The 25,999-nt window shown below is 73.1% G+C and carries 11 protein-coding genes and 1 pseudogene; 6 read left to right on the top strand and 6 right to left on the bottom strand.

The features are described from left to right. Nucleotides 1-16: 16 nt before the first annotated feature. From N8I86_RS28490 to N8I86_RS28475, 4 genes are all read right to left on the bottom strand, one after another. Nucleotides 17-730, bottom strand: a complete 714-nt coding sequence (locus N8I86_RS28490; protein ID WP_263279004.1) for a GAF and ANTAR domain-containing protein — start codon at nt 728-730, stop codon at nt 17-19. 438 nt (nt 731-1,168) lie between these two features. After that, a complete protein-coding gene (locus N8I86_RS28485; RefSeq protein ID WP_385327798.1) occupies nt 1,169-1,597 on the bottom strand; it encodes a (2Fe-2S) ferredoxin domain-containing protein in 429 nt (142 codons plus the stop codon). A gap of 136 nt (nt 1,598-1,733) precedes the next feature. Further along, nucleotides 1,734-4,040, bottom strand: a complete 2,307-nt coding sequence (locus tag N8I86_RS28480; protein WP_263279003.1) for a BTAD domain-containing putative transcriptional regulator — start codon at nt 4,038-4,040, stop codon at nt 1,734-1,736. Nucleotides 4,041-4,472: 432 nt separating this feature from the next. Beyond that, a complete protein-coding gene (locus tag N8I86_RS28475) occupies nt 4,473-5,918 on the bottom strand; it encodes a flavin monoamine oxidase family protein (RefSeq protein ID WP_263279002.1) in 1,446 nt (481 codons plus the stop codon). A gap of 303 nt (nt 5,919-6,221) precedes the next feature. Between N8I86_RS28475 and N8I86_RS28470 the strand changes: the two genes are divergently transcribed. Continuing rightward, the gene (locus N8I86_RS28470; RefSeq protein ID WP_382983770.1) at nt 6,222-7,463 is read left to right on the top strand and encodes an acyl-CoA dehydrogenase family protein; all 1,242 of its coding nucleotides are present in this window, start codon (nt 6,222-6,224) and stop codon (nt 7,461-7,463) included. A 55-nt stretch (nt 7,464-7,518) separates the two neighbouring features. Further along, a complete protein-coding gene (locus tag N8I86_RS28465; RefSeq protein ID WP_073897602.1) occupies nt 7,519-8,400 on the top strand; it encodes an NAD(P)-dependent oxidoreductase in 882 nt (293 codons plus the stop codon). A 225-nt stretch (nt 8,401-8,625) separates the two neighbouring features. On the opposite strand, the gene N8I86_RS28460 is transcribed toward N8I86_RS28465, so the two are convergent. Further along, nucleotides 8,626-10,224 (bottom strand): aspartate aminotransferase family protein, encoded by a 1,599-nt coding sequence (locus N8I86_RS28460; RefSeq protein ID WP_073897604.1) that lies wholly within the window; start codon nt 10,222-10,224, stop codon nt 8,626-8,628. 181 nt (nt 10,225-10,405) lie between these two features. On the opposite strand from N8I86_RS28460, the gene N8I86_RS28455 reads away from it, so the two are divergent. After that, nucleotides 10,406-10,954, top strand: coding sequence for a flavin reductase family protein (locus tag N8I86_RS28455; RefSeq protein ID WP_073897606.1), 549 nt, complete (start codon nt 10,406-10,408; stop codon nt 10,952-10,954). A 76-nt stretch (nt 10,955-11,030) separates the two neighbouring features. Next, nucleotides 11,031-11,444 (top strand): YybH family protein, encoded by a 414-nt coding sequence (locus tag N8I86_RS28450; RefSeq protein ID WP_241841209.1) that lies wholly within the window; start codon nt 11,031-11,033, stop codon nt 11,442-11,444. A 92-nt stretch (nt 11,445-11,536) separates the two neighbouring features. Here the strand turns inward: N8I86_RS28450 and N8I86_RS28445 are convergent, their stop codons facing one another. After that, entirely contained in the window at nt 11,537-11,947 is a 411-nt protein-coding gene (locus tag N8I86_RS28445) for a YybH family protein (RefSeq protein WP_073897610.1), read from the bottom strand. Nucleotides 11,948-12,264: 317 nt separating this feature from the next. Here N8I86_RS28445 and N8I86_RS28440 point away from each other — a divergent pair, with 317 nt between their 5' ends. Together N8I86_RS28440 and N8I86_RS28435 are read left to right on the top strand one after the other, a co-directional pair. Continuing rightward, nucleotides 12,265-19,347 carry a type I polyketide synthase gene (locus tag N8I86_RS28440; protein WP_404830882.1) on the top strand — a complete coding sequence of 2,361 codons (7,083 nt, stop codon included), beginning with the start codon at nt 12,265-12,267 and terminating at the stop codon, nt 19,345-19,347. Further along, nucleotides 19,344-25,874, top strand: a pseudogene (locus N8I86_RS28435) (type I polyketide synthase); the annotation flags it as partial. The gene N8I86_RS28440 and the pseudogene N8I86_RS28435, both read left to right, overlap by 4 nt. Between the last annotated feature and the right edge of the window lie 125 nt (nt 25,875-25,999).

The following is a 25,999-nucleotide window of genomic DNA, read 5'->3' as shown; positions in this document are numbered from 1 at the left end:
TCCGAGGTGGGGGCGCTCAGCCCGGGGCGCCGTGCTCGCAGACCCGGCGGGCCACCTCCCGGAGCTTGATGTTGTTCTCCTGGGAGTAGCGGCGCAGCACGTCGAAGGCCTGGTCCTCGGTGAGGTCGTGGGAGCCCATGAGGATGCCCATGGCCTCGCCGATGAGGTGCCGGGTCTCGACGGCCTGCTCCAGCTGGGCGTGCGTGCGGGCGCTGGAGAAGGCCACGGCGGCGTGCGAGGCGAGCAGCCAGCCGGCCGTCTCGCCCGCCTCGTCGAACGCCCCCGGGCTGCGGGAGTAGAGGTTCAGCGCGCCCAGGTCCTCGTCCTCGGTGAAGAGCAGGAAGCCCATCATGCTGCGCACGCCGAGTTCGCGGGCCTGGGAGACGTAGGAGGGCCAGCGGGGGTGGTCCTCGCGGAAGTCCTCGATGCGGAAGACCCGCTCCGCGTTCTCCCGGCTCGCCACGTCGTAGCAGGGGCCTTCCCGCAGGTCCGTCTGGATCCGGTCGCTGTCGACGACGAGCTGCTCCGTCGGGGCGAGGGTCTTGGTGCCCTTGCTGTGCAGGATGAGGATGCCGGACGCGTCGCAGCCGGGGACGAGTTCGACGGCGGAAGCGGTGATCCGGTCCAGGGTCTGGGTCACCGACTCCTGCGCCAGCAGGTCGCGCGCCATGGTCGCCATCTGCTCGGCGAACCGGCGCCAGTCGACCTGGTCCGTTCCGTCGTTCCGCATGAGGTACCTCTCCCTCGCGTTCGTCACCCGTCGGACCGCCTGCCCACTTCCCACGATCGCATCCCGCAGGGGCATCGAGGGGCGTCCGCGCCGGTGACGGCCGGAGGCCCTGTTCCGTCCGGCCGGCGGTGGGCCCGCTCGGAGCGTCCCGCGCCGGTGCGCCTGGGGCGGGTGCGGGCGCCTCGTCGGCGGACGAGGCGGTCCACGGACCGAGCCTTCGGGGCCGCTCGACAGCCGTGGCCACGGTCGGCGACACCACGACACCCACGGCCACGGGGGCCGCAGGGGGCCGCGGGGGGCCGCAGGGGGCTGCGGGGGGCCGCAGGGGTCCAAAGGGCCTCCGCAACGGGTGCCCCACGAGGAACGTGCGCAACCTTCGGGCCGTCGGGCATGGGGGCCACCGGCCCGGCCACCCGTGCCGCACGGCCCCGCGCGACCTCAGCTACCGACGCGGCGAGCGTCCCGGGATGCCGTGCCGCCGAGGCGGGGCGGGGTGAAGGTGTACAGGTCGAGGATGTCCGGCAGGGGGGCGGCACCCGGGCCGCCCGCGTGAACCCAGCCGATGACGTCCTCGATCGCGTCGGGATCGTTGACGAGCCCCAGCCACACCGGCCGCGCACCGGCGGCCCGGCCCGCGGCGGAGGGCTGTACGACGACCACGTTGGCCTGTTCGCAGACGTCCAGGCAGGCGGAGACGCGCACGGGCACCTCCGCCTCCAGACGCGCGGTCTGCGCCGCGTGATCGACGCCGGTCACCTTGGCGGTGCCGCAGCAGCAGTCCCGGCACACGACGACACGGCAGGGCGCCGGTCCCGCGCCCCGCACCGCCACGCCGCCGGGTACCTCTTCGGCCGGACTCTCGGGCAACGCTCCCCCACCCCTTCCACCGCCTTCTCCCCCGGAACGCGGTCGCTTCCCCTTGATCATATGGCGCGCCGAGAAGCGGCCGCCGCCGGACGCGCGTGGGTCCGGCGGCGGCCGACGACGTTGTCGGCGGGGATCCTCACGGAACCGGCAGACAGGCGTCTTCCGCGCAGGTGAGCTCTTCGTCGGCCGGCTGGTCGAGCAGTACCGTCGTGGCGAGACCCCTGTCGGAGGTCCAGTCCGCGTGGCGCAGGAGCTCCGGGTCGGCGCCCGCGACGACGGTGAGTGGGATACGGCCGGGGAGGCGGGCGATGAGGCCGACGAGCTCCCTGGTCGCCGCGTCCTCGAGGTGCAGGTTGTCGATGATCAGGACGATCGGGCCGTCATGGGCTACGGCTTCCACGAAGTACCGCCAGACGTCCCGCCACTCGTCGGCGTCGAACCGCTCGGGCGAGCGGTTGGACGTCTCCAGAACCGAGGTGCAGCGGGCGACCAGCCAGTTGATGCAGCTCTTTCCGGCGTCCAGGCGCTGGACGGCGGCGCTGACCTTCCTCCGGACCGCCCAGGGGGGGTCGGACTTCGACAGCCCCGCGAACCGGGAGATGATCCTCCGGTGCAGGCCGAACGGGCCCGACTCGGCGGCGTCCCGGCTGTCCCAGGTCAGCACCTGGGCCCCGTCGAGCGCGGAGGTGGCGAAGTTCTCCAGCCTGCAGAGCATCCGGCGGCGGGGGGCGTCCTCGGTGCTGAGCACGGTGATCAGGTGCGGCTGCGACCAGCGGCTGCTGTGGGTCATCACCCCCTGGAGCAGGTCGAGTTCGCGGAGGTGGGCGTCGTCCTCGGCATCGGGGTCGGGGCCGATGTCCCCCAGCAGCTTCCAGCGGACGGGGGTGCCGGGGATCTCCTCGTACGCGAAGTACTCCTTGGTCTCCTCGCGTGTGCGGTCGCAGACATGGGTGCCGTCCGAGGTCGCCAGGGCCAGCAGCGCCTCGCACTCCTTGACCGTGGCGCCGTAGACCCTGGGCGGCCGGCTGCCCCCGAGCGACTGGCTCACCAGTACGGCGCCCGTCGCGACGGCCGTACGCAGTTCCATGCGGGCGGACACGGGGGCGGCCGCGGCCGGTGAGGTGGACGCGGTCAGGGCCGTGCGCAGCGCGGTGGCGGCGCGGGCCGCGCGCAGCGGGTACCCGGCGTCGTCCGGGTCGGCCGGGAACAGGGCGAGGGTGAGCGCGTGGAGCGAGAAGACGACCGTACCGCCGCAGCGCTCGATCTCCTGGTGGACCAGGGTGGCCACCCCGTCCATCACGGCGTCGAGTTCACCGGCGTCGGTCGAGGCCGGGTCGGGTTCGGCGCGCACCAGCAGGAGGCTGGCCTCGCGGCGTACCGCGGACGCGGCGGCGGGTGTGCCGGTGCCCGGCGCCGGCGGAGCCGGGTCGGATGCGTGGGCCGTCGGCGCGTCGTTCCGCGGCGCCGCGCCGTCGGCGGGGAACGGCGCTCTGGGAGCCGGCCTCGGGACGGGAGTGGGGAGGACGGCCCGCAGGGCCGGGCGCTGCGGCCCGGGACCTGAGCCCTGGACGGGCGGCCGGGTCGGGGCCGGAGGCTCACCGTCGGGTTCGGGGGTCGCGTCGTCCGGCTGGAGTGGGGCCTTGGCGAGGGCGAGGGCCGGTACCGGAGCGGGCCCGGCGTGGTGCGGACGGGGGGCCGGGTTCTGGATGGAGGGCTGGGACGGGGCGGGGGCCGGGCTGTCGGGGACGGCCCGCGGGCCGAGCGGCCGGGGCGCCGTGGCCGTCTCCGCGCCGAGCAGGAGGGCCGACGAGCCCTGCACGGAGTACGGCGCGCCGGGAGCCGGCGCGAGCTGGAGAGCGGGGTCGTGGGTGAGGATCGCCTGCTGGAGCAGCTGGAGTTCCCGGCTGGGTTCGAGACCGAGTTCCTCGACCAGCCGGGCCCGCAGCCGGCTGAACACGCCGAGCGCGTCCGACTGCCGCCCGCAGCGGTACAGGGCGCGCATCAGCTGGCCGCAGGCGCGCTCGCGCAGCGGCTCGTTCTCCACCAGGGACTCCAGCTCACCGAGCACCGCGTAGTGGCGCCCGCAGGCGAGCTGGGCCTCGAAGAGATCCTCCAGGACGTCCAGCCGCATGCTCTGGAGGGTGGTCAACTCGGGCCACAGCAGGCCCGCTTCGGTCAGGTCGGCGAGAGCCGGACCGCGCCACAGCTCCAGGGCCTCACCGAGCAGCGTCGCCGCCGCGTCGGCTTCCCCCGCCTCCAGCCGGGAACGCCCTTCGCGCACCCACTGGTGGAACAGGTGCAGATCCACGCGGTCGAGGGGGACGTCCAGGGAGTAGCCGGGAGGCTGGGTGCGCAGCGCCACGGGCACCTCGGCGGCCGTGTCGTTGACCAGTTTGCGGCGCAGGCTCCAGATCGAGTTCTGCAGGATCTTGCGCGCGGTCATCGGAGCTTCTTCGACGCTCCACAGTGCCTTCAGCAGTCCGCTGATGGGGACCGTCTGGTTGGGATGGAGGAGGAGGTATCCGAGCGTCGCCCTCTGTTTACTGCCCCCCAGAGAGATGGGCTGCCCACCGGATATGACTTCTAACGGGCCTAACATCCTGAACCACATAGTCCCTCAGCACGGTTGGCGGGCGGCGCAGGGCTCACCCTAATACGCCGGGAACACAACCAAGGGTACTAAAAATACGGGCCAATACCACAACAATCCGTGACCGACACCCGTCGTGTCGTAGGTTCTTGTGGTGATCCGGGGGTTAATCCATGTACTTCGGCCACATGTTGGTCACCGGTCCGCCGAACTCCCGGTGAACCGACCGGTCGCCCGTCGCCGCCCCCGTCCCGTGGGGCGGCGACGGGCCGGCCCCGCCGGGGATCAGCTCCTCGCGGAGGCCCCGGCGGTGGTCAGGCCGGCCGCGAGGCCGGCGGCCCGGATGCCCGTCTCGATGGCTCCGTCCACGTAGCCGCCCCAGCCGGTCGCGATGTCACTGCCCGCGAAGACCAGACGGCCGTGCGGCTGCCGGACGGCGCGCAGCGAGCCGAGCAGCTGACCGGGACGCCGGAAGGTCCAACCACCCTTGGCGTACCCGTCCTTGCCCCAGTCGTGGCCCTTGACGGACAGCACCTTGGTGCCCGGGAGCACCTCGCTGATGGCGCTCTGCACCTGCGCGACGCTGGTGACGTCCAGTTTCGGGTTGACGCTGAAGCCGATGAGCACCGTGCCCTGGGCCGACTTGTCGGCGTGCGCGAGGACCAGGTCGAGCAGCGCGCCGCTCTTGCCGTTCACGAGCGGACGGCCGATGTCGCCCTGGACCTGGATGAAGACCTTCTTGGCGGTCGGCACGCCGACGGTCTGGGTGCTGAGCCGCGAGAACTCGGCCGGCAGACCGGAGGCGAAGTTGATGGAGTTCCAGGTGTTCACCGGTACGGCCACCACCACGGCCGCGGCGTCGTACACCTGGCCGCCCGCCGTCACCTGGACCCGGGAGCCGTTGTCGGTGACCTTGGTGACGGGCGCGTTGTAGACGACGGTGGCGCCGGACTCGGCGAGCATCCGGGAGATGACGGTGCCCATCCCGCCCACGGGCCGGGTGACGTTGATGCCGTGGAACGTCTCCGTGTTGTACCCGCACAGTGCCCACCAGTGGGCGAGCTGGGTGAGCGAGCCGCGCTCGAAGCCGCCGCCGTAGGCGCCGGTGGTGGCGCTCACCCAGTTCGTCTCCAGTGTCGACAGGCGCAGTTGGCGTGCCCGGTCGCCGAGGGTCAGCTTGTCGAGGTCGACCAGCAGGTCCTCGCGGTAGAAGGGGTCGTAGGCGCGCGGCAGATACGTCTCGGCGCCCTCGACGAACCTGCGCAGCAGGTCGTCCTGCCGGTCGAGGAAGGTCAGCTCCTGCTTGGCGTACCCGCCGGTCTCCGTGGCGAAGACCGCGAAGTCGGGGTTCGGGTCGTCCACCCTGGAGATGCCCAGGCGCTGGACCTCGTTCCAGATCAGGGTCTGGCTGGGGTGGATCCACGTCGCGCCGAACTCGATGGGCAGTCCCGAGAACGTGCTCGACCAGGCACGGCCGCCGACGCGGTCGCGGGCTTCGAGGATCAGCGTGCGCTTGCCCTTGGCCTTGAGCTCGCGCGCGGCCGACACGCCCGCGAAGCCGCCGCCGATGACGATCGCGTCGTAGGTGCGGCCGGCCTCGGCGGTCCCGGCGAAGGCGGGGTGGGAGGCGGCGACACCGGCGGCGCCGAGCGCGCCCGCGGCGCCGGCCTTGAGTATCGCGCGGCGCGAGGTGCGCACACCCCCGAAGAATGTCCTTTTCTCGAACTTCATTCCAGCCCCCTCGGTACACGACGTGGTCGGTTGTCCAGGAATCGAACGACGCTGTGGACACCTGAACGATCGACCACCTTAGTTGCGATTGACCGAAACCGATCCAGCAATTCCCATTGGCCGATAATCGCCCGTCTCCGCGGGTTTAAAAATCGCCGCAGATCAGCGAGTTACCGACCGATGGGCGTTCGGTGGCCGTGCCCGGACAGCCCTCTGGTTAGCTTGGCGAGGACGGGGCGGTTACTCACCGGTGGCCGGGGGATGGTCCGGTCTCGCTTAATTTGTTCGGACCCCGAATTGGCGATGGCGCCGGCCGACCTGCGCCCATGCCTTTCAACCCCCCGCCGAACCCACCAAGGAGCCGGGATGGCCGTCAGGTCCAATGAAGCGGAAAACATTCTCAAAGCGGTCCGGGAAATCGTGCCGACGCTGCGTGCGAACGGTGTGGCGTCCGAGGACCAGCGCTGGATAGTCCAGGAGAACATCGACCTCCTGGAGAAGGCCGGCGTCTTCCGCATCGCCGTGCCGAAGCGCTTCGGCGGCCTGGACCTCTCGCTGAAGGAACAGGTCGAGATCATCACCGAGATCTCCCGCGGCTGCGGTTCCACCGGCTGGGTGGCCGTCGCCTGGATCTCCAGTGCCTGGATGGCCACGCTGTACCCGCTTCAGGCCCAGGAGGAGATCTTCCGGGGCGGCTCGGTGCGCATCTCCGGCGGCTTCACCCCGACCGCGAAGATGGTCCCCACCGAGGGCGGCTATCTCCTCACCGGGGCCTGGCGCTTCAACTCCGGTGTCCGCGGCGCCCACTGGGACCTGCTCGCGGCCGAGCTGGAGCACGCCGACGGCAGCGTCGAAGAGGTCTACGCCATGGTCCCCGTGGACCAGCTGCAGATCGCCGACGACTGGCACGTCTCGGCCGCCATCGCCACCGGCAGCTCGACGTCCAGCGCCACGGACCTCTTCGTCCCCGGCCACCGCGTCGTCACCCTGGAGAACGCCGTCCTCGGCACCAGTGGCGGCGGTGCCGTCACCGGCTCGCAGGGACGCGACTACAGCCTGATCAGCTTCGTCGTCGCCGAGTCCGTCGCCGTCTACATCGGCATGGCACGCGCCGCGCACGAGGAACTCGTCGCCACGGTCAAGGGCAAGCCGCTCGCGTACAGCAATGTCACCGACCAGGCGCAGCACCCGCTGACCCAGATCCAGGTCGCGCTGGCCCACAGCAAGATCGAGGCCGCCGAGGCGCTCGCCGAGACCTACCTCGGCTTCCTCCAGGAGCGCGCCGACGCCGGCGAGCAGCCGACCTGGGAGGAGAAGGCGGAGGTGCGCGGCAAGGCCGGGGCCGCGATCCTGCTCACCCAGGAGGCCCTTGAGGCGCTCCACTCCGTCAGCGGCGCCGGCTCGCTCTCCCGGAAGGCGCCCTTCCAGCGCTTCTACCGGGACCTGCAGGGCCTGGCCCGGCACGGCCTGATGGCTCCCAACATGGGGCTGGAGGTCTACGGCCGCACGTTGCTCGGCCTCGACCCCGACAGCCTCTTCCTTTAAGCACGCCGTCCCCCGCGGCGTAGTGATTCCGAGTAGACAATTGAGGAGCAAGTTCATGTCGAACACGAACCAGGGCCCGGTGACCGTCCTCGGTCTGGGCATGATGGGCGCCGCCCTGGCCAACGCCTTTGTGCAGAACGGCAATCCGACCACCGTGTGGAACCGTTCCGCCGGCAAGGCGGACGCGCTCGTCGCGCAGGGCGCGGTCCTCGCCGCCGACGTCCGGCAGGCGATCGAGGCCAGCCCGGTGGTCGTGGCGTGCGTCTCCACGTACGAGGTGCTGAACGACCTGCTGGCCGGTGCCGCCACCGAACTCAAGGGCAAGGTGGTCGTCAACCTCACCTCGGGTACCCCCGAGGACGCCCGCGCGCTCGCCGTCTGGGCCGAGCAGAACGGGGTGCGCTACCTCGACGGTGCCATCATGGCCGTACCGCAGATGATCGGCCTGCCCCAGGCGCTGATCTTCTACGCCGGTGCGCAGGAGCTGTTCGCCGAGCACGAGGACCTGCTGAAGCCGCTCGCCGGCACCAACGTGTACCTGGGCACGGACACCGGTGTGCCGATGATCTACGACCTCGGTCTGCTGTCGCTGCTGTGGTCGAGCCTCGCCGGTTACTTCCACGCCGTCTCCCTCGTCAACTCGGCCGGTGTCTCGGCGGAGGCCTTCACGCCGTTCGCGCTGACCTGGATCGAGCACGTCATCACCCCGGCGATTCCGCAGAGCGCCCAGGAGATCGACTCGGCGAACTTCGAGACCGAGGTCTCCAGCCTCGGGGTCAACAAGGCCGCGATCGAGCACCTGGTCGCCACGAGCAGGCAGCTGGGCATCAACAGCGACTTCTCGGCCGCCATCCAGGCGCTGATCGAGCGTCGCGTCGCGCAGGGCCACGCCGGCCACAGCCTGGCCAGCCTGGTCGAGGCGTTCAAGCAGGGCTGACCCCCGCTCCTCCGCCTCCCGGGCCGCGAAGGCCACGTGGCCGGGGAGGCGGGAACCCGCTGGGCGGGACACGGCTACGTGCCGGGTCCCGCCCAGCGGTGTGCCGTGCGCCGGCGGTCCCAGCGGCAGTCCCGGCGCCGGCGGCAGGCCCCGGAACGGGCGGGGGCCGGTGGCCGGGACACAGGCTGTGTCCCGGCCACCGGCCCCCGGCGGTCATCCCGTCCGTCACCCGGCGGGCAGCGCCAGCGGGCGCCGATAGCCGCCTCGGACGATGTCGCAGGTGTCGCGCAGCGCCGTCTCCAGCCAGGCGATGTCGTCGTCCGACAGGAGGATCGACGGCTCGAAACGGAGGGTCTCGGGGGCACTCGCGGTCGGGAACGTCCGGACGCGGTGGCCGCGCAGCAGGTGGCCCGCGACCAGGTAGCCGAACAGGCCGGCCCGGGCCGCCTCCGCGATCGCCGGGACCGGCGCCCCGGACTGGTCGTGGAACTCCAGACCGAGGATCAGGCCACGGCCGCGGACGTCCTTGACGACCTCGGGGAAGTCCTCCCGAACGGCACCGAGCATGGCCAGCAGCCGGTCGCCCAGCTCGGCGGCCTTGCGGTAGGCGGCACCGCCGTCGGCCTCCAGGAGCTCCAGGACCTTCAGGGCGACGCGGTTGGAGAAACCGTCCTTGGCGAAGGTCGAGCTGTGGACCAGCTCGAACTCGCCGCGGTAGCGCGAGGCACGCACCAGCAGCACCGAGATCTTGGCGAGGCCGCCGCCGAGGCTCTTGGCGAGGGTGTAGTAGTCGCCGCGCAGCCCCAGGCGCGTACTGGCCAGGAAGTCGCCCGTGCGGCCCATGCCGCTCTGGATCTCGTCCACGACGACCGGCGCCCCGATCTCCGCGCAGACGTCCTGGATCTCCTGGACGAACTCCGCCGACAGCTCGCGGATGCCGCCCTCGCCCTGGATCGGCTCCAGGACGAACGCGCACACGACGGGCGCCTCGTGCTCCGACAGCCGGACCCGGCCGTCCTCCAGGACCAGGCCGAACAGGGTGGCGCGCTCCTCGTCGACGATCTTGCGCAGGGTGCCCGGCCGGTCGAGCGGGACGAACCGCGCCTGGGCGGCCAGCGCCCTGAACGGGGCGCGGTAGCCCTCGTTGTGCGTGAGCTGGACCGTGCCGGCCAGCTTTCCGTGGAAGGAGCCCTCCGGGGTGAGGAAGACCGGGGGCCGCCCGGCCTGCTCCTCGTTGTGGGCGGCGAGGCGGCCGATCAGCATGTCCAGCGCGGCGGGCCCCGGGGCGTCCACGCCGAAGCGCGCGAAGACCTCGGCGGGCACGGTCGCGGAACCGTCCCGTACGGCGTCGCGCACCGCGTCGAAGCCGCTGCGGACGGAGTCGAGCAGCGCACCGAGGCGCATGCCCCGGTCCATCTCGGCGTGCTTGAGCGCGGCCTCGTTGGCCTCGGCGCCGGTGTTCGCGAAGACGGCGAAGAACGGCTCGGTGTCGCCGGTCTCACGGCGGACGATCCCGTCCAGGGCGAGCGCCAGTTCGGCGGCCTCGGGGTGCAGGGAGAACTGCGCGTGCACCGGGACGCCGCTCTGCAGCAGCTCCTGCGCGTACGCGGTGATCGCGGGATGGTTGTGGCCCAGCAGGAGCGAGCCGTATCCGCCGGCGTAGTCCACGACGGCGACCTCGCGGCCGTCCTCGCCCCGCTGATAGAGGTGGTTCCCCTCGGCCCGGACGTATTCGGCGTCCAGTCCGGCGGAGGCCAGCACGGCCCCCAGGTGGGGTTCGGCCAGCTGCGGTCGTCCGGCAGAGGCATTCGAAGCATCGGTCATGGGGCCAACATTCCGAATGCGCGCCAGTGTGCGGTAACGGCTCGGTCATCGCCGGCCGAAGCCATCGCCGAATACCGGCGATTACCTGGCGATTGAGCGCGGGAAAGTCCCGTACGGATACGTTTTCCCCCCGCCCCTTAGTTTGCCCAGGGGACCCTCAACCCGAATCCGAAGAGGGGAAATGACTCCTGCATCCGCAGAGCTCGAACCCGCAGCCTCGCGGACGGGGCTGCGCACGTCCGTCGGGGCCGCCTCGCTGCGGGATGTGATGTCCCAGTTCGCCACCGGCGTCACCGTGCTGTCGGTGGGCGGCGACCACATCCACGCCATGACGGCCAACGCCTTCAGCTCGGTGTCGCTCTCCCCGCCGACGGTACTGGTCTCCATCGATCACAGCGCCGTCATGTTCGACGAGCTGACCGCGGCCGGGCGCTTCGGCGTGAACATCCTGGCAGCCGGACAGCAGTCGCTCGCCCGGCACTTCGCGGACAAGAAGCGCACCCTCGGGCTCGCGCAGTTCGACGGCGTCGAATGGGCGCCGGGCGAGCACACGGGCGCTCCGCTGCTGGCCGGCGCACTGGCCTGGCTGGAGTGCGACGTGATCGACGCGCACGCCTCGGGCGACCACACGATCTTCGTCGGCAGGGTGCTGGAGTGCCGACGGGGCTGCGACGACGGCGCGTTGACGTTCTTCGACGGAAAGTTCGGCCACGCGCCGCGGGCCGCCTGACGACTCCGTGCGCCATGACGGCGCGCGGCCGCCCACATCAGCCGGACACGGCGAACCACACGAGAAGGAGATGCCCATGACCGCCTCGACCTCCGACGTCGACCTGTACAGCCTCGAACTCACCGATGACCCCGAGGTCCAGAACGACGTCTTCCTGAAGATCTTCAACTCCGGGGACGGCGCAGCTTTCGACAACCTCTACCGCGACGACGCCATCTCCAACCTGACGGGCAGCCCGCTGAGCGGAGAGGCCCGCACCAAGGGCATCATCGAACTGCTGGCCAAGGGCCCGACGCTGAACTCCGTCGTCAAGCACTCCTACACCGCGGACGACGTCACGCTCATCGTCGTCGACTTCGAGCTGGGGCTGCCCGGCGAGGACGGTGAACTGGTCCAGATCAAGGGCAGCTGCACCGATGTCATCCGCCGTGTCGAGAACGGCAAGTGGCTGATGGCCGTGGACCGTCCGGTCGCCGACATCACCGTCTGACCAACGGCGCGTCCGTCACGACGGAAGAGGCCGGGCTCCCCCAGGAGCCCGGCCTCTTCGCGATGTGCCCGTACGCCTCCCGGCGCGCCCGGTCAGTCGCGCGGTTCCTCACCGAACGGGTCGTCGACGGCGTACAGCCACGAGCCGTCCGCCTGCTTGCGCAGGACGTCGAGGCCGACACCGCGCAGGTGCTCGCGGCCCTCGCCGCTCGCCGTGTTGATCTCCATGGTCCAGTCCACGACCAGCAGGGCCGTGTCGCCGGTGACGTACGCCTCCCGCACCTCGGTCTCGATGTGCGGCCGCATGGTGGCGAGGAATTCCGTGACGGCGGCCCGGCGGTCCGCGCCGCTCACCGGATTGCCCTTCTCCCACACGATGATGCCGGCTTCGGTGTAGTGGGCATTGACGCCTTCGGCGTCGCCCGAGTTGAAGGCGGCGACATAGCTCTCCAGGTGCTTTTCGAGCTCCTTGGGGAGCTCGACGGCCGTGGCGCTGTTCGACATTCCTCTGTCCTCCGGAAAGTGAGGGTGGAAAGGGCGATGAGGGTGACAACTACGCCGAAAAGCTATCGGCAGGCCGGAAACCCGGGACTCATCGAGGGGTAACGCGGCCGGCCGCGACGCGGTGAGCGGGCGCCGATTACCGGCCCGTGATCGCACGTTGGATCTTCGGAAGACGTCAGTACATACCGTCGATGGCAGGCCGCGCCGAGCCGTCCGGGCTCCGATGCGCAGGCGGACGTCTTGGACCGTTGCAGTACGCAGTACGGAAAGGGCACCCGACAGTGACGACCAGCGAGCACGACACCCACGCAGAACCCATGGAGGGCAGCGCGTCCGGGGTCCGGGCGGAGCCCATTGCTGTCATCGGCATGTCCTGCCGGCTCCCGGGAGCCGGCACCCCCGCCGCGTTCTGGGACCTGCTCACCGGCGGCACCGACGCCATCACCGCCGTACCGGAGGGGCGTTGGGGCTCCGAGGGGCGCTCCCTCGGCGCCGGACGCGGCGGCTTCCTCGACGCCGTCGACGCGTTCGACGCGCCGTTCTTCGGCATCTCCCCGCGCGAGGCGGCGGCCATGGACCCGCAGCAGCGGCTGGTGCTGGAGCTCGCCTGGGAGGCCCTGGAGGACGCCGGAGTCGTCCCCGCGACCCTGCGCGGCAGCAGGACGGCCGTGTTCGTCGGCACCCTGCGCGACGACTGGACCAGCCTGCTGTACCTGCACGGTGCCGACGCCGTCACGCAGCACACCATGACCGGTGTGAACCGCGGTGTCATCGCCAACCGCGTCTCGTACCACCTGGGCCTGCACGGTCCGAGCATGACCGTGGACTCCGCCCAGTCGTCCTCCCTGGTGGCCGTCCACCTGGCCTGTGAGAGCCTGCGCTCGGGTGAGGCCGACAGCGCGCTCGCGGCCGGTGTGAACCTCAACCTGCTGGCGGAGAACGTTGTCACCGAGTCCCGCTTCGGAGCACTGTCGCCCGACGGGACCACCTACACCTTCGACGCCCGCGCCAACGGCTTCGTGCCCGGCGAGGGCGGCGGCGTCGTCCTCCTCAAGCCGCTGAGCCGGGCCTTGGCCGACCGGGACCGGATCTACGGCGTCATCCGTTCCAGCGCCGTCAACAACGACGGTTCCACCGACGGTCTCACCGTGCCCAGCCCGGCCGCCCAGGAGGCGGTGCTGCGCGAGGCGTACGGGCGTGCCGGGATCGTCCCGGCCGAGGTGCAGTACGTCGAACTGCACGGCACCGGCACTCCCGTAGGCGACCCGCTGGAGGCCGCCGCGCTCGGGGCGGCGCTCGGACGCGGCCGCACCGGGCGCACCGCGCTGCGCGTCGGCTCCGTGAAGACGAACATCGGGCATCTCGAAGGCGCCGCGGGCATCGCCGGTCTGATCAAGACCCTGCTGAGCCTCCACCACCGGCGGCTGCCGGCCAGCCTGAACTACGAGACGCCCCACCCGCGGATCGCTCCTGACGCACTCGGGATCGCCGTACAGCGCGAGCTCACGGCCTGGCCGGACGAGGACCGGGCGCTGATCGCCGGCGTCAGCTCCTTCGGCATGGGCGGCACCAACGCCCATGTCGTCGTCGAGGAGGCGCCGCCCGCCGCCGACGTCACCGAGCCCGGCACCCCGGCGGCGACCGGCCCGCTGCCCTGGATCGTCACCGGCCACGACGAGGACGCGCTGCGCGCCCAGGCGGAAAGGCTGCGCGCCTTCGCCGCCGCGCACCCCGCGCTGCCCGCCGAGGACATCGGCCGTGCGCTGGCCACCACCCGCACCTTCCTGGACCATCGCGCCGTCGTCGTCGCCGACGGCCGCGACGCGCTGCTCACCGGTCTGGAGGCGCTCGCCGCCGCCGCCCCCGCCGCCCAGGTCGTCTCCGGAGCGGTACAAGGCGGCCGGACGGCCTTCCTCTTCACCGGCCAGGGCGCCCAGCGCGCCGGCATGGGCCAGGAACTGCACACGGCGTTCCCGGCGTACGCCACCGCCTTCGACGAGGTCGCCGCACACCTCGACCCTCTCCTGCCACGCCCGCTCGCCGACCTCGTCGCCGACGACACGGCGCTGCACGAGACCGGCGCCACCCAGCCCGCGCTGTTCGCCGTCGAGGTCGCCCTCTTCCGCCTCCTGGAGAGCTGGGGGCTGCGCCCCGACGGGCTGGCCGGACACTCCATCGGCGAGCTGGCCGCCGCGCATGTCGCGGGCGTGCTCTCCCTCGCCGACGCGGCACGCCTGGTCGCCGCCCGCGCCCGGCTGATGCAGGCGCTGCCCACGGGCGGCGCGATGATCGCCGTGGAGGCCACCGAGGCGGAGGTGCTGCCGCTCCTGGCGGACCGTGGGACCACGCTCGCCGTCGCCGCCGTCAACGGCCCCCGCTCGCTCGTGCTGTCGGGTGACGCCGACGCGGCCGCGGAGGTCGCTGCCGCGCTGCGCGAACGGGGCCGCCGCACGAAGCGCCTGACCGTCTCGCACGCCTTCCACTCCCCCCACATGGACCCGATGCTCGCGGAGTTCCGCGAGGTCGCGGCCTCGCTCGCCTACTCGGAGCCGGTCATTCCGATCGTCTCCACGGTCACCGGGGAGCCGGTGACCGCCGGGCAGTTCACCTCGCCCGACTACTGGGTCGAGCAGGTCCGCCGTCCGGTGCGCTTCCTCGACGCCGTGCGCGCCCTGGAGAGCGCCGGCGTACGCACCTTCCTGGAGCTCGGGCCGGACGGTGTCCTGTCGGCCCTCGCCGAGGACTGCGCCGTCGACGCCGACGCCATCACGGCCGTACCCCTGCTGCGCGCCGGCCGTTCCGAGCCGCTGACCGCGCGGACCGCGCTGGCCACCGCGTTCACCCGGGGCGCCGCGGCGGACTGGACCGCCGTGTACGGCGACCGGTCCGGGCGTCACGTCGCGCTTCCGACGTACGCGTTCCAGCGCCGCTCCCACTGGTTCGACGGTGTCCGCAGAGCCGCCGAACCGCTGAAGCCGGCCCTCGAGGCCGAACCCGCCACCCCCCGCGGTGAGCTGGGCCGCCGACTCGCCCCGCTCGGCGAGGCGGAGCGCAGGCGTGCCGTCGAGGATCTGCTGCACACCCACATCGCCGCGGTGCTGGAGTACGCGCCGGGCCACCGCGTGCCCGCGCACACACCCTTCCGGGACCTCGGCTTCAGCTCCCTGATGGCCACCGAGCTGCGCGGCACGCTGGCCCGGGCGACCGGCCTGAGGCTGCCCGGCGGTCTGCTCTTCGACCACCCGACGCCGGGGGCTCTCGCCGGGTTCCTCGCGGCCGAACTCGCCGGGGAGGCCGCCGCCCCGGACGAGACGGCGGCGGGTGGTGGTGACGGCGAGGCCGTCGCCGTCGTCGCCATGGCCTGCCGCTACCCGGGCGGCGTGGCCTCGCCCGAGGACCTGTGGCGCCTCGTCGCCGAGGGCGGCGACGCCATCACCGGGTTCCCGGCCGACCGCGGCTGGCCCGAGGACCTGTACGACCCCGACCCCGACCGGCCCGGCCACAGCTCCGTGCGCCACGGCGGATTCCTGCACGACGCGGGCGACTTCGACGCCGCCTTCTTCGGGATCTCCCCGCGCGAGGCCCTGGCGATGGACCCGCAGCAGCGCCTCCTGCTGGAGACGGCCTGGGAGAGCGTCGAGCGCGCCGGGATCGACCCCGCGCGACTGCGCGGCACCCGCACCGGGGTGTTCGTCGGCGCCACCGGCCTGGAGTACGGACCGCGCATGGACGACGCCCCCGAGTCCGTCCAGGGCGGCGTGCTGACCGGCACCACCGCCAGTGTGATGTCCGGCCGCATCGCCTACCAGCTCGGCCTGGTCGGCCCGGCGCTCACGGTCGACACGGCCTGCTCCTCCTCCCTGGTCGCCCTGCACCTGGCGATCCGCTCCCTGCGCTCCGGCGAGACCAACCTGGCCCTGGCGGGCGGCGCCACCGTCATGTCCTCGCCGGGCATGTTCGTGGAGTTCTCCCGTCAGCGCGGACTGGCCCCCGACGGCCGCTGCAAGCCCTTCGCCGACGGCGCCGACGGCACCGGCTGGTCCGAGGGCGTCGGCCTGCTCCTGCTGGAACGGCTGTCCGACGCGCGGCGCAACGGCCACCCCGTGCTCGCCGTGCTCCGGGGCTCCGCCGTCAACCAGGACGGCGCCAGCAACGGTCTCACGGCCCCCAACGGCCCCTCCCAGCAGCGCGTCATCCAGCAGGCGCTGGCCGACGCCGGCCTGACCGCCGCGGACGTGGACGCCGTCGAGGCGCACGGCACCGGGACCCGTCTCGGCGACCCCATCGAGGCCGAGGCCCTCCAGGCCGTCTACGGCCCCGGGCACGACGGCGACCGTCCGCTGCACCTCGGCTCGCTGAAGTCCAACATCGGCCACACCCAGGCCGCCGCGGGCGTCGGCGGCGTCATCAAGATCATCCAGGCGATCCGGCACGGCGTGCTGCCCAGGACGCTGCACGTGGACCGGCCGAGCAGCCATGTGGACTGGTCCGACGGCACCGTCTCGCTGCTCACCGAGGAACGCCCCTGGCCCGAGGCCGGCCGTCCCCGGCGCGCCGCGGTCTCCTCGTTCGGCATCAGCGGCACCAACGCCCACCTCGTCGTCGAGGAGGCACCGCGGGCCGTGGTCCCGGCCGGGACCGGGACCGCCACCCTCGCCGCGGTGCCCGCGCCGTTCGTCCTGACCGCCCGCGACCCGGACGCGCTGCGCGAGCGGGCCGCCCGACTGGCCGCGCACGTCACCGCATCCGGTGCCGGCCTGGCCGACCTCGGCCTCTCCCTGGGCACGACCCGCACCGCCTTCGAGCACCGCGCCGTCGTCCTCGCCTCCGGCACCGAGGACCTGCTCGCCGGACTGACCGGCCTCGCCGCGGGCGGCGAGGCCCCGAACACCGTCACCGGCACCGCGGACACCCCGGGCCGCACCGCGTTCCTGTTCACCGGCCAGGGCGCGCAGCGCGCCGGAGCGGGCCGCGAACTGTACGCCGCCCACCCGGTGTTCGCCGCCGCCCTCGACGAGGTGTGCGCCGCCTTCGACGGCCTTCTGGACGTGTCCCTGCGTGACGTGCTGTTCGGCGAGGGCGTGGGCGACGGACTGATCGACCTCACCGCGTACACGCAGCCGTCGCTGTTCGCCGTCGAGGTGGCCCTCTTCCGGCTGCTGACCCACCACGGGCTGGCCCCGGACCTGCTCGCCGGGCACTCGATCGGCGAACTCGCCGCCGCACACGCCGCCGGGGTCCTCTCCCTGGAGGACGCCGCGGTCCTGGTCGCCGCGCGCGGACGGCTCATGCAGTCGGCACCGGCCGGCGGCGCGATGGTCGCCGTCGAGGGCACCGAGGAGGAGATCGCCGCAGGGCTGGCCGGACGGGAGTCCGCCGCGTCCGTCGCCGCCGTCAACTCCCCCTCCTCCGTGGTGGTCTCCGGTGACGCGGAGGTCGTGGCGGAGATCGCCCGCGACTGGCGGGCGGCCGGCCGCCGCACCCACCGGCTGACCGTCTCGCACGCCTTCCACTCCCCGCACATGGACGGCGTCCTGGAGGAGTTCCGCGCCGTCGCGGCCGGGCTCACCTTCCACCGTCCGCGCATCCCGGTCGTCTCGACGGTGACCGGTGAGATCGCCACCGCCGAGCAGCTCGCCTCGCCCGACTACTGGGCGCGGCAGATCCGCGAGACCGTGCGCTTCGCCCCCGCCGTGCAGCGTCTCGCGGCCGAGGGCGCCACCGTCCTCGTCGAGGTCGGCCCGGACGCCGTGCTGACGGCACTGGCCCGCCGCACCCTGGAGGGCACCCCGGCCGCCGGCGTCACCGTTGTCCCCGTGCTGCGCGCCGGCCGCCCCGAGACGGAGGCCCTCGCCGGCGCGACGGCCGCCGCGTACGCCCAGGGCGCCCCGCTCGACGTCGCCTCATTCTTCCCCGGCGCGACCCGGACCGACCTGCCGGTCTACCCCTTCCGGCGCACCCGTTTCTGGCTGAACGCCACCCCGCGCACCGACGCCCGCAGCCTCGGCCTCGACCCGGCCGGGCACCCGCTGCTGACCACGGCCGTGGAGTTCGCCGAGCGGGAGGACGCGCTGTTCACCAGCCGTCTCTCACGCGCCGCCCAGCCCTGGCTCGCCGACCACGCGATCGCCGGCACCGTCATCGCGCCCGGCACCGCCTTCGTCGAACTCGCCGTCGCCGCGGGCGGACACGTCGGCACCCCGTACCTGGCGGAGCTGACGCTGGAGGCGCCGTTGCCGCTGCCCGAGCGCGGAGCCGTCCGCGTCCAGGTGGCGGTCGCCGCCCCGGACCGGGACGGGCAGCGCGCGTTCACCGTCCACGCGCGCCCGGACACCGCGGACCGCGCCCTGCCGTGGACCCGGCACGCCACCGGCCTGCTCGCCGGGGCCGCCGCCGCGCCCGCCGCCGAGGCGGACCTCACCGCCTGGCCCCCGGCCGGCGCCGAAGCCGAGAGCCTCGACGACGTCTACGACCGGCTGGCCGCACTCGGCTACGCCTACGGCCCGGCCTTCCGGGCGTTGCGTGCCGTCTGGCGGCGCGGCACCGACGTCTTCGCCGAGGTGCGCCTGCCCGAGGCGCAGGCCGACAGCGCCGGCGCGTACGGGCTGCACCCGGCGCTGCTCGACGCCGTACTGCATCCGCTGGTGCTCGACGCGGGCGCCGGTACGGATCCGTCGCACATCCAGCTCCCGTTCGCCTGGAACGACGTCGCCCTGCACGCGACGGGCGCCGGCGAACTGCGGGCGCGGATCTCGACCGCGACTCCCGGGCGGGCCACTCTCACCGTCGGCGACGCGACCGGCGCCCCTGTCGCCGACCTGGGTCTCGCCCTGCGTGCCGTCCCGAAGGACCGTCTCACGGCGGCGTCGGACACCGCCGCCGCCTCCCTGTTCACCGTGGAGTGGAGCGAACTGCCCTCGCCCGCCCCGGACACCTCCCTGACCTGGTCCGAGGCCGGTGCCTCCGGCGAACCGGCCGACGTCGTCGTCCTCCGGGTGGCCGCCGTCGGCTCGACGGACCCGGGTGACCCGCGGCCCGAGACCCTTCGGGTGCTGCGCCAGGTCCAGGAGTGGCTGGCCGACGAGCGGTTCGCCGGCTCCCGGCTCGCGCTGGTGACCCGGCGTGCCGTCGCCGCACGCCCCACCGACGACGTGGCCCTCGCGACCGCGTCCGTCTGGGGCCTGATCCGCTCGGCGCAGTCCGAGCATCCCGACCGAATCGTGCTGATCGACCTCGACGACGACCCGGCGGCGGACTCCCTGCTGCCTGCCGCGCTCGCCGCCGAGGAGCCGCAGCTGGCCGTACGCGCCGGCCGGCTGCACGCGCCCCGGCTCGCCCGCACCCTCCGGGCGGCCGGGGCGCCCACCCCCGCTTCGACCCGGACGGCACGGTCCTCGTGACCGGCGGAACCGGCGGACTTGGCGCGCTGTTCGCCCGGCACCTGGTGACCGGGCACGGTGTACGGCACCTGCTGCTGAGCAGCCGCCGGGGCCCCGCCGCGCCCGGCGCCGCCGAGCTGGCCGAGGAGCTGACCGCGCTCGGCGCCGAGGTGACCGTGACCGCCGCCGACGTCGGTGACCGCGACGCCGTCGCGGCGCTCGTGGCCTCGGTCCCGGCGGCGCACCCGCTGACCGCCGTCGTGCACACGGCCGGTGTCCTGGCGGACGCGACCCTTCAGTCGCTGACCGAGGCGCAGCTGGACGCCGTCATGCGGCCGAAGGCGGACGGCGCCCGCCACCTCCACGAGCTGACCCGGGACCTGGACCTGACGGCCTTCGTGCTGTTCTCGTCGGTGTCCGGCCTCACCGGCACCGCGGGCCAGGCCAACTACGCGGCGGCGAACACCTATGTGGACGCCCTCGCCCAGCACCGCGCCGCGCACGGTCTGCCCGCCACCTCGCTGGCCTGGGGGCTCTGGGACGCCACGCACGGCATGGGAGCGTCCCTCACCGACGCCGACCTCGCCCGCTGGGCGCGCGCCGGCATGACCCCGCTCACCCCGCGGCAGGGCCGCGCGCTCTTCGACCTGGCGCTGGCCGGCGGCGAGCCGCTGCTGGCACCGGTGGCCCTGGACCCGAGCGGTCTGACGCGCGATGAGTCGGCAACGGTCCCGGCGCTGTACCGCGGCCTGGTCCGGCCGCGTCCCCGCCGTGCCGCGCGCGCCGGCACGCCCGACGGCGCCGCCTCGGGTTCGGGGTGGGCGGGGCAGATCGCCGACCTGCCTGAGGCCAAGCGGGCCGACACCGTGCTGACCCTGGTGCGGACCGTCGTGGCCTCGGTACTCGGCCACCCGAACGCCACGGCCGTGGATCCGGCCCGTGCGTTCAACGACCTCGGTTTCGACTCGATGGCCGGTGTCGACCTGCGCAACCGCCTCGCCACCGCGACCGGCCTGCGGCTGCCCACCACGGCCGTGTTCGACCATCCGACACCGAACGCGCTGGCCGCGTACCTGCTGTCCGAGGCGGTGTCCGCCCAGTCCCCGCGGGACAAGCACGGGGACCGGCGCGATCGTGCCGGGGCCCGCGCCGACGAGCCGATCGCGATCGTGGGGATGGCGTGCCGCTACCCGGGCGGGGTGTCCTCCCCCGAGGACCTGTGGAACCTGGTCGCCGACGGCGTCGACGCCATCACCGAGTTCCCCTCCAACCGAGGCTGGGACATCGACAAGCTGTACGACCCGGACCCCGACCAGGTCGGCACGTCGTACGTCCGAGAAGGCGGCTTCCTCCACGACGCCGACCTCTTCGACCGCGAGTTCTTCGGCATGTCACCCCGCGAGGCGACCGCGACCGACCCGCAGCAGCGCCTGCTGCTGGAAACCGCCTGGGAGACGTTCGAGAGCGCGGGCATCGACCCGGCCGCACTGCGCGGCAGCGAGACCGGCGTGTTCACCGGCGCCATGTACGACGACTACGCCTCCCGGCTGGACGCCACGCCGGAGGAGTTCGAGGGCTTCCTGCTCGCGGGCAACCTCTCCAGCGTCCTGTCCGGCCGCCTGTCGTACACGTACGGTCTGGAAGGCCCGGCCGTCACGGTCGACACGGCCTGCTCCTCCTCGCTGGTGGCCCTGCACATGGCCGCGGGCGCGCTGCGCAACGGCGAGTGCGATCTGGCCCTCGCCGGCGGCGTCACCGTCATGAACAGCCCCACCACGTTCGTGGAGTTCTCCCGGCAGCGCGGTCTGTCCACCGACGGCCGCTGCAAGTCCTTCTCCGACGACGCCGACGGCACCGGCTGGTCCGAAGGCGTCGGGCTCCTCCTCGTCGAGCGGCTCTCCGACGCCCGCAAGAACGGCCACCGGGTCCTCGCGGTGGTCCGCGGCACGGCGGTCAACCAGGACGGCGCCAGCAACGGCCTGACCGCACCCAACGGCCCCTCCCAGGAACGCGTCATCCGCCAGGCCCTGGCCAACGCCGGCCTGGACACCACCGAAGTGGACGCCGTCGAAGCCCACGGCACCGGCACCCGCCTCGGCGACCCCATCGAGGCACAGGCCCTGCTCGCCACCTACGGACGCGACCGCACCTCGGACAGGCCGCTGTACCTCGGATCCCTGAAGTCCAACATCGGCCACTCGCAGGCGGCCGCCGGTGTCGGCGGAGTCATCAAGATGATCGAGGCGATGCGGCACGGGGTGCTGCCGAGGACCCTGCACGCGGAGAAGCCCTCGGGCCATGTCGACTGGGACGCCGGCACGGTCGAGCTGCTGACCGAGGCACGGGACTGGCCGGACACCGACGGCCGGCCGCGCCGTGCCGGCATCTCCTCCTTCGGGATCAGCGGCACCAACGCCCACGTCGTCATCGAGGAACCCCCGGCCGCGACGGAGGACCAGGAAACGGCTCGGCGGCAGCCGACGACCGACGCTCCCTTGTCCGTCCTGCCGTGGATCCTCACCGGCAGGACCGAGAAGTCGCTGCGCGACCAGGCGGAGCGCCTGCGCCGGTTCGTCGAGGCGAGGCCCGGTCTCGACGCGGCCGACGTCGCCTACTCGCTGGCCACCGGGCGGGCTCTGCTCGACCGGGGTGTCGCCGTCCTCGGCGGCAGCCGCGAGACACTGCTCGACGGCCTCGCCGCGCTGGCCGGTTCGGCCGACGGACAGCAGGTCCCCGGCGTGGTGGGAACCCGTACCACCCGCCCCGGCAGGACCGCGTTCCTGTTCACCGGGCAGGGTGCCCAGCGGCTCGGCATGGGCCGCGAACTGTACGAGACCGACCCGGTGTTCGCCGAGGCGCTGGACCGGGTGTGCGCCCATCTGGATCCGGAGCTCGTCCGCCCCGTGAAGGGAGTGCTCTTCGCCCCGGAGACGTCGGCCGACGCCGCGCTGATCGACCAGACGGCCTTCACCCAGGCCGCGCTGTTCGCGGTCGAGGTCGCGCTGTACCGCCTCTTCGAGCACTACGGCGTACGGCCGGACTATCTGCTCGGCCACTCGCTGGGTGAGGTCACGGCGGCCCATCTGGCCGGGGTCCTGGACCTGGCCGACGCCTGTGTCCTGGTCGCCGAGCGCGGCCGTCTGATGCAGGCCGCCCGTGAGGGCGGGGCGATGGCCTCGATCCAGGCGAGCGAGGACGAGGTCCGTGCCTCCCTGCTCCCCTACGGCGAGGAGCGCGTCTCCGTCGCCGCGGTCAACGGCCCGCGCGCCACGGTGATCTCCGGCGACCAGGACGCCGTCGCCGCCCTCACGGAGGGCTGGCGGGCCAGGGGCGCCAGGGTCCGGCTCCTGACCGTCTCCCACGCCTTCCACTCCCCGCACATGGAGGAGGTCCTCCACGAGTTCCGCGAGGTCATCTCGGGCCTGACCTTCCATGCCCCGCGGATCCCCGTCGTCTCCAACGTGACCGGTGTCCTCGCCACCGACGAGGAACTGACGTCACCCGACTACTGGGTCCGCCACATCCGAGGCACCGTCCGCTTCCACGACGGTGTGCGCTTCCTGCAGTCCGAGGGCGTCACCGAGTACCTGGAGCTGGGCCCCGACGGTGTCCTGACCGCGCTCGCCGAGGCATGCCTGACCGAGGAGGCCGGAGTGCTCACCCCGGCGCTGCGCCGCGGGCGTTCCGAGGCGGAGTCCGTGGCGACGGCACTGGCCCTGCTGCGGCTGCGCGACGCCGGCCCCGACTGGACGAAGGTCCTCCCCGGTGCCCGGCGGGTCGACCTGCCCACGTACGCCTTCCAGCACGCGCGGTACTGGCTGGACGGCGCGGGCGCTCCGCTGGACGCCGCCGGCCTGGGCCTGACCCCCGCCCAGCACCCGCTGCTCGGCGCGGCCGTGAACCTGGCCGACCGGGACAGCCATGTCTTCACGGGACGGGTGTCGGCGCACACCCACGGCCGGCTGACCGAGCACGCCGTCGGCGGCACCGTCCTGCTGCCGGGCACGGCCCTGGTGGAACTGGCGCTGCGCGCGGGCGAGCAGACCGGCACCGAGACCCTCGACGAACTGCTGCTGTCGGTGCCGTTGGTGCTGCCGGAGCGGGGTGGTGTGCAGGTGCAGGTCGTCGTCGGCGAGGCCGACGACACCGGGCGTCGCGGAGTGGAGGTGTACGCACGGCCCGAACAGGACGGATTTGACGGGCCGGACGGGCCGGACGGCACTGCCGGTGACGGGGTGTGGACGCTGCACGCCCGTGGACGCCTGGCCCCCGCCGACACGTCCACCGGCGAGACCCTGACGGTGTGGCCCCCGGCGAACGCCCAGGAGGTGTCACTGGACGGCGCCTACGACCGCCTGACCGACCTCGGCTACACCTACGGCCCGGCGTTCCAAGGCTTGAAGCGAGCCTGGCGCGGCGACCGCGAGATCTTCGCCGAGGTGTCCCTGCCGGACGACCTGAAGACCGAGGCCGGACGGTACCTGCTGCACCCGGCCCTCCTCGACGCCGCCCTGCACACCCTCCTCCCCGGCGTCGTCGACGAGGCGGGCCGGGCCCGGCTCCCGTTCGCCTGGTCGGGTGTCACCCTGCACGCCGTGGGCGCCACCGCACTGCGCGTCCGTCTGACCGTCTCCGACCAGGAGTCCGAGACGCTGGAGGCGTCGCTGACCGTGGCGGACGGTACGGGTGCCGCGGTGGCGTCCGTCGACGGACTGACGTTGCGTCCGCTGTCGCCGGAGGCGCTGCGTGAGGCGGCGGCACCGGGTGGCCTGGACGGGTTGTTCGGGGTGCGCTGGAAGCCGGCCCCGCGCAACGGTACGGCGCCGGAGCCGGAGCGGACCGAGGTGTGGGAAGCGGTGTCGGACGGCCGGCCCGCGCCGGAAGTACTGCACGAGACCCTGCGCGAGGTCCAGCGGTTCCTGACCGACGACGCCAGGGCCGACCGCACCCTCGTGGTCGTCACCCGAGGTGCCCTCTCCGTGAACGGCGAAGAGGTCCGCGACCTTGCCGCGTCGGGAGTGACGGGCCTCGTGCGGGTGGCCCAGACGGAGCATCCGGGCCGGATCGTGCTGGCCGACCTGGAACCGGGCACCGACATCGACACCGGGCTGATCCTCGCGACCGGAGAACCGCAGCTGGCCGTACGCGACACCGTGGCATACGTCCCCCGCCTCAGCCGCGCCTCCCACCACCCCGGTGCGCGGAAGGTGCGTTGGGACGAGGGAACCGTCCTGATCACCGGCGCCACCGGCACCCTGGGCACGGTGCTCGCCCGCCACCTGGTGACCGTGCACGGAGCACGGGACCTGCTGCTGGTGTCCCGGCGCGGAGCGGACGCCCCCGGAGCCGGGGACCTGAAGGACGAACTGTCCACGCTGGGAGCCCGGATCACGCTCGCCGCGTGCGACGTCTCCGACAGGGCCGCCGTCGCCGGCCTCCTGGCGTCGATCCCGGCCGACCGGCCGCTGAAGGCCGTGGTCCACACCGCCGGTGTCCTCGACGACACGGTGCTCACCGACCTGACGCCCGAACGCCTGGACACGGTCCTCAGGCCGAAGACCGATGCGGCGTGGCACCTGCACGAAGCCACCCTCGGCCACGAACTCGACGCGTTCGTCGTGTACTCCTCGATCGCGGGGCTGATCGGCAACGCCGGCCAGGCCAACTACGCCGCTGCCAACACCTACTTGGACGCGCTCGCCCAGCACCGCAGCGCCCTCGGACTGCCCGGGGTGTCACTCGCCTGGGGCCTGTGGAACCAGACCAGCACCATCAGCGGCGAACTGAACGAGACGGACCTGCGCCGCCTGGCCCGTATCGGCCTGAAGCCACTGGCCACGGACGAGGCGATGGCGTTGTTCGACTCCGCCCTGGCGGGAACCGAACCCGTCCTCGCCGTCAGCGGGCTCGATACGGCCGCCCTGCGCAGGTCGGGTGACGCCCTGCCTCCGCTGCTGCGCGACCTGGTCCCGGCCGGCCGCCGCCGCACAGCCGCCTCGGCCGGTGGGTCCGGTGGCCAGGACGCGGGCCCGTCGCTGGCTCAGCGCCTGGGTGCCCTGCCGCAGGAGGAGCGCGAACAGGCGCTGACCGACCTCGTGCGCGCCCAGGTGGCCGCGGTCCTCGGACACACCGACACCGACGCGGTCGACGCCGAACGGGCCTTCCAGGAACTGGGCTTCGACTCGCTGACCGCCGTCGAACTGCGCAACCAGCTCAACAACGCGACCGGCCTGCGACTCCCGAGCACCCTGGTCTTCGACCACCCCAGCCCCGCCGCCCTCGCCGCCCACCTGCACCGGCAGATCAAGGTGGAGACGGCGTCACCCGCCGACTCGGTGGTGGGGGAACTCGGCCGGCTCAGGGCCGCCGTCCAGTCGGCGGCCGCCGATCCCTCGGCCTACGAGAGCGTCGCCGGGCAGCTGCGCGAGCTGCTGGACGTCGCCGAGCGGGCGAGCGGGCGCACGCCCGCCGACGAGCTGCTGGCGGCCGGCGACCTGGACGACGCGAGTGACGAGGAACTGTTCGCGCTCCTCGACGACCTGAACTGACCGGGCGACCGCTCCCGGAGCCGACGAGGGGGTCGGCTCCGGGGCGGTCCGCACGCCCGCCGTGTCGCCGCTCCGGCGCACGACCGCACGAACCGACCGACCAAGTACGAGCCACATGACGACGG

Source organism: Streptomyces albidicamelliae, from assembly GCF_025642175.1.
In the GTDB taxonomy this organism is placed as follows: Bacteria; Actinomycetota; Actinomycetes; order Streptomycetales; family Streptomycetaceae; genus Streptomyces; species Streptomyces albidocamelliae.
This window is presented reverse-complemented; position numbering and strand designations above follow the sequence as displayed.

Bases quoted from the DNA above. Each gene is read 5' to 3' on its own strand.
- N8I86_RS28455 (WP_073897606.1), top strand. From the start codon at position 10,406: ATGACTCCTGCATCCGCAGAGCTCGAACCCGCAGCCTCGCGGACGGGG.
- N8I86_RS28460 (WP_073897604.1), bottom strand. From the start codon at position 10,224: ATGACCGATGCTTCGAATGCCTCTGCCGGACGACCGCAGCTGGCCGAA.
- N8I86_RS28470 (WP_382983770.1), top strand. From the start codon at position 6,222: ATGGCGCCGGCCGACCTGCGCCCATGCCTTTCAACCCCCCGCCGAACC.
- N8I86_RS28450 (WP_241841209.1), top strand. From the start codon at position 11,031: ATGACCGCCTCGACCTCCGACGTCGACCTGTACAGCCTCGAACTCACC.
- N8I86_RS28440 (WP_404830882.1), top strand. From the start codon at position 12,265: ATGGAGGGCAGCGCGTCCGGGGTCCGGGCGGAGCCCATTGCTGTCATC.
- N8I86_RS28445 (WP_073897610.1), bottom strand. From the start codon at position 11,947: ATGTCGAACAGCGCCACGGCCGTCGAGCTCCCCAAGGAGCTCGAAAAG.
- N8I86_RS28480 (WP_263279003.1), bottom strand. From the start codon at position 4,040: ATGACCGCGCGCAAGATCCTGCAGAACTCGATCTGGAGCCTGCGCCGC.
- N8I86_RS28465 (WP_073897602.1), top strand. From the start codon at position 7,519: ATGTCGAACACGAACCAGGGCCCGGTGACCGTCCTCGGTCTGGGCATG.
- N8I86_RS28475 (WP_263279002.1), bottom strand. From the start codon at position 5,918: ATGAAGTTCGAGAAAAGGACATTCTTCGGGGGTGTGCGCACCTCGCGC.
- N8I86_RS28490 (WP_263279004.1), bottom strand. From the start codon at position 730: ATGCGGAACGACGGAACGGACCAGGTCGACTGGCGCCGGTTCGCCGAG.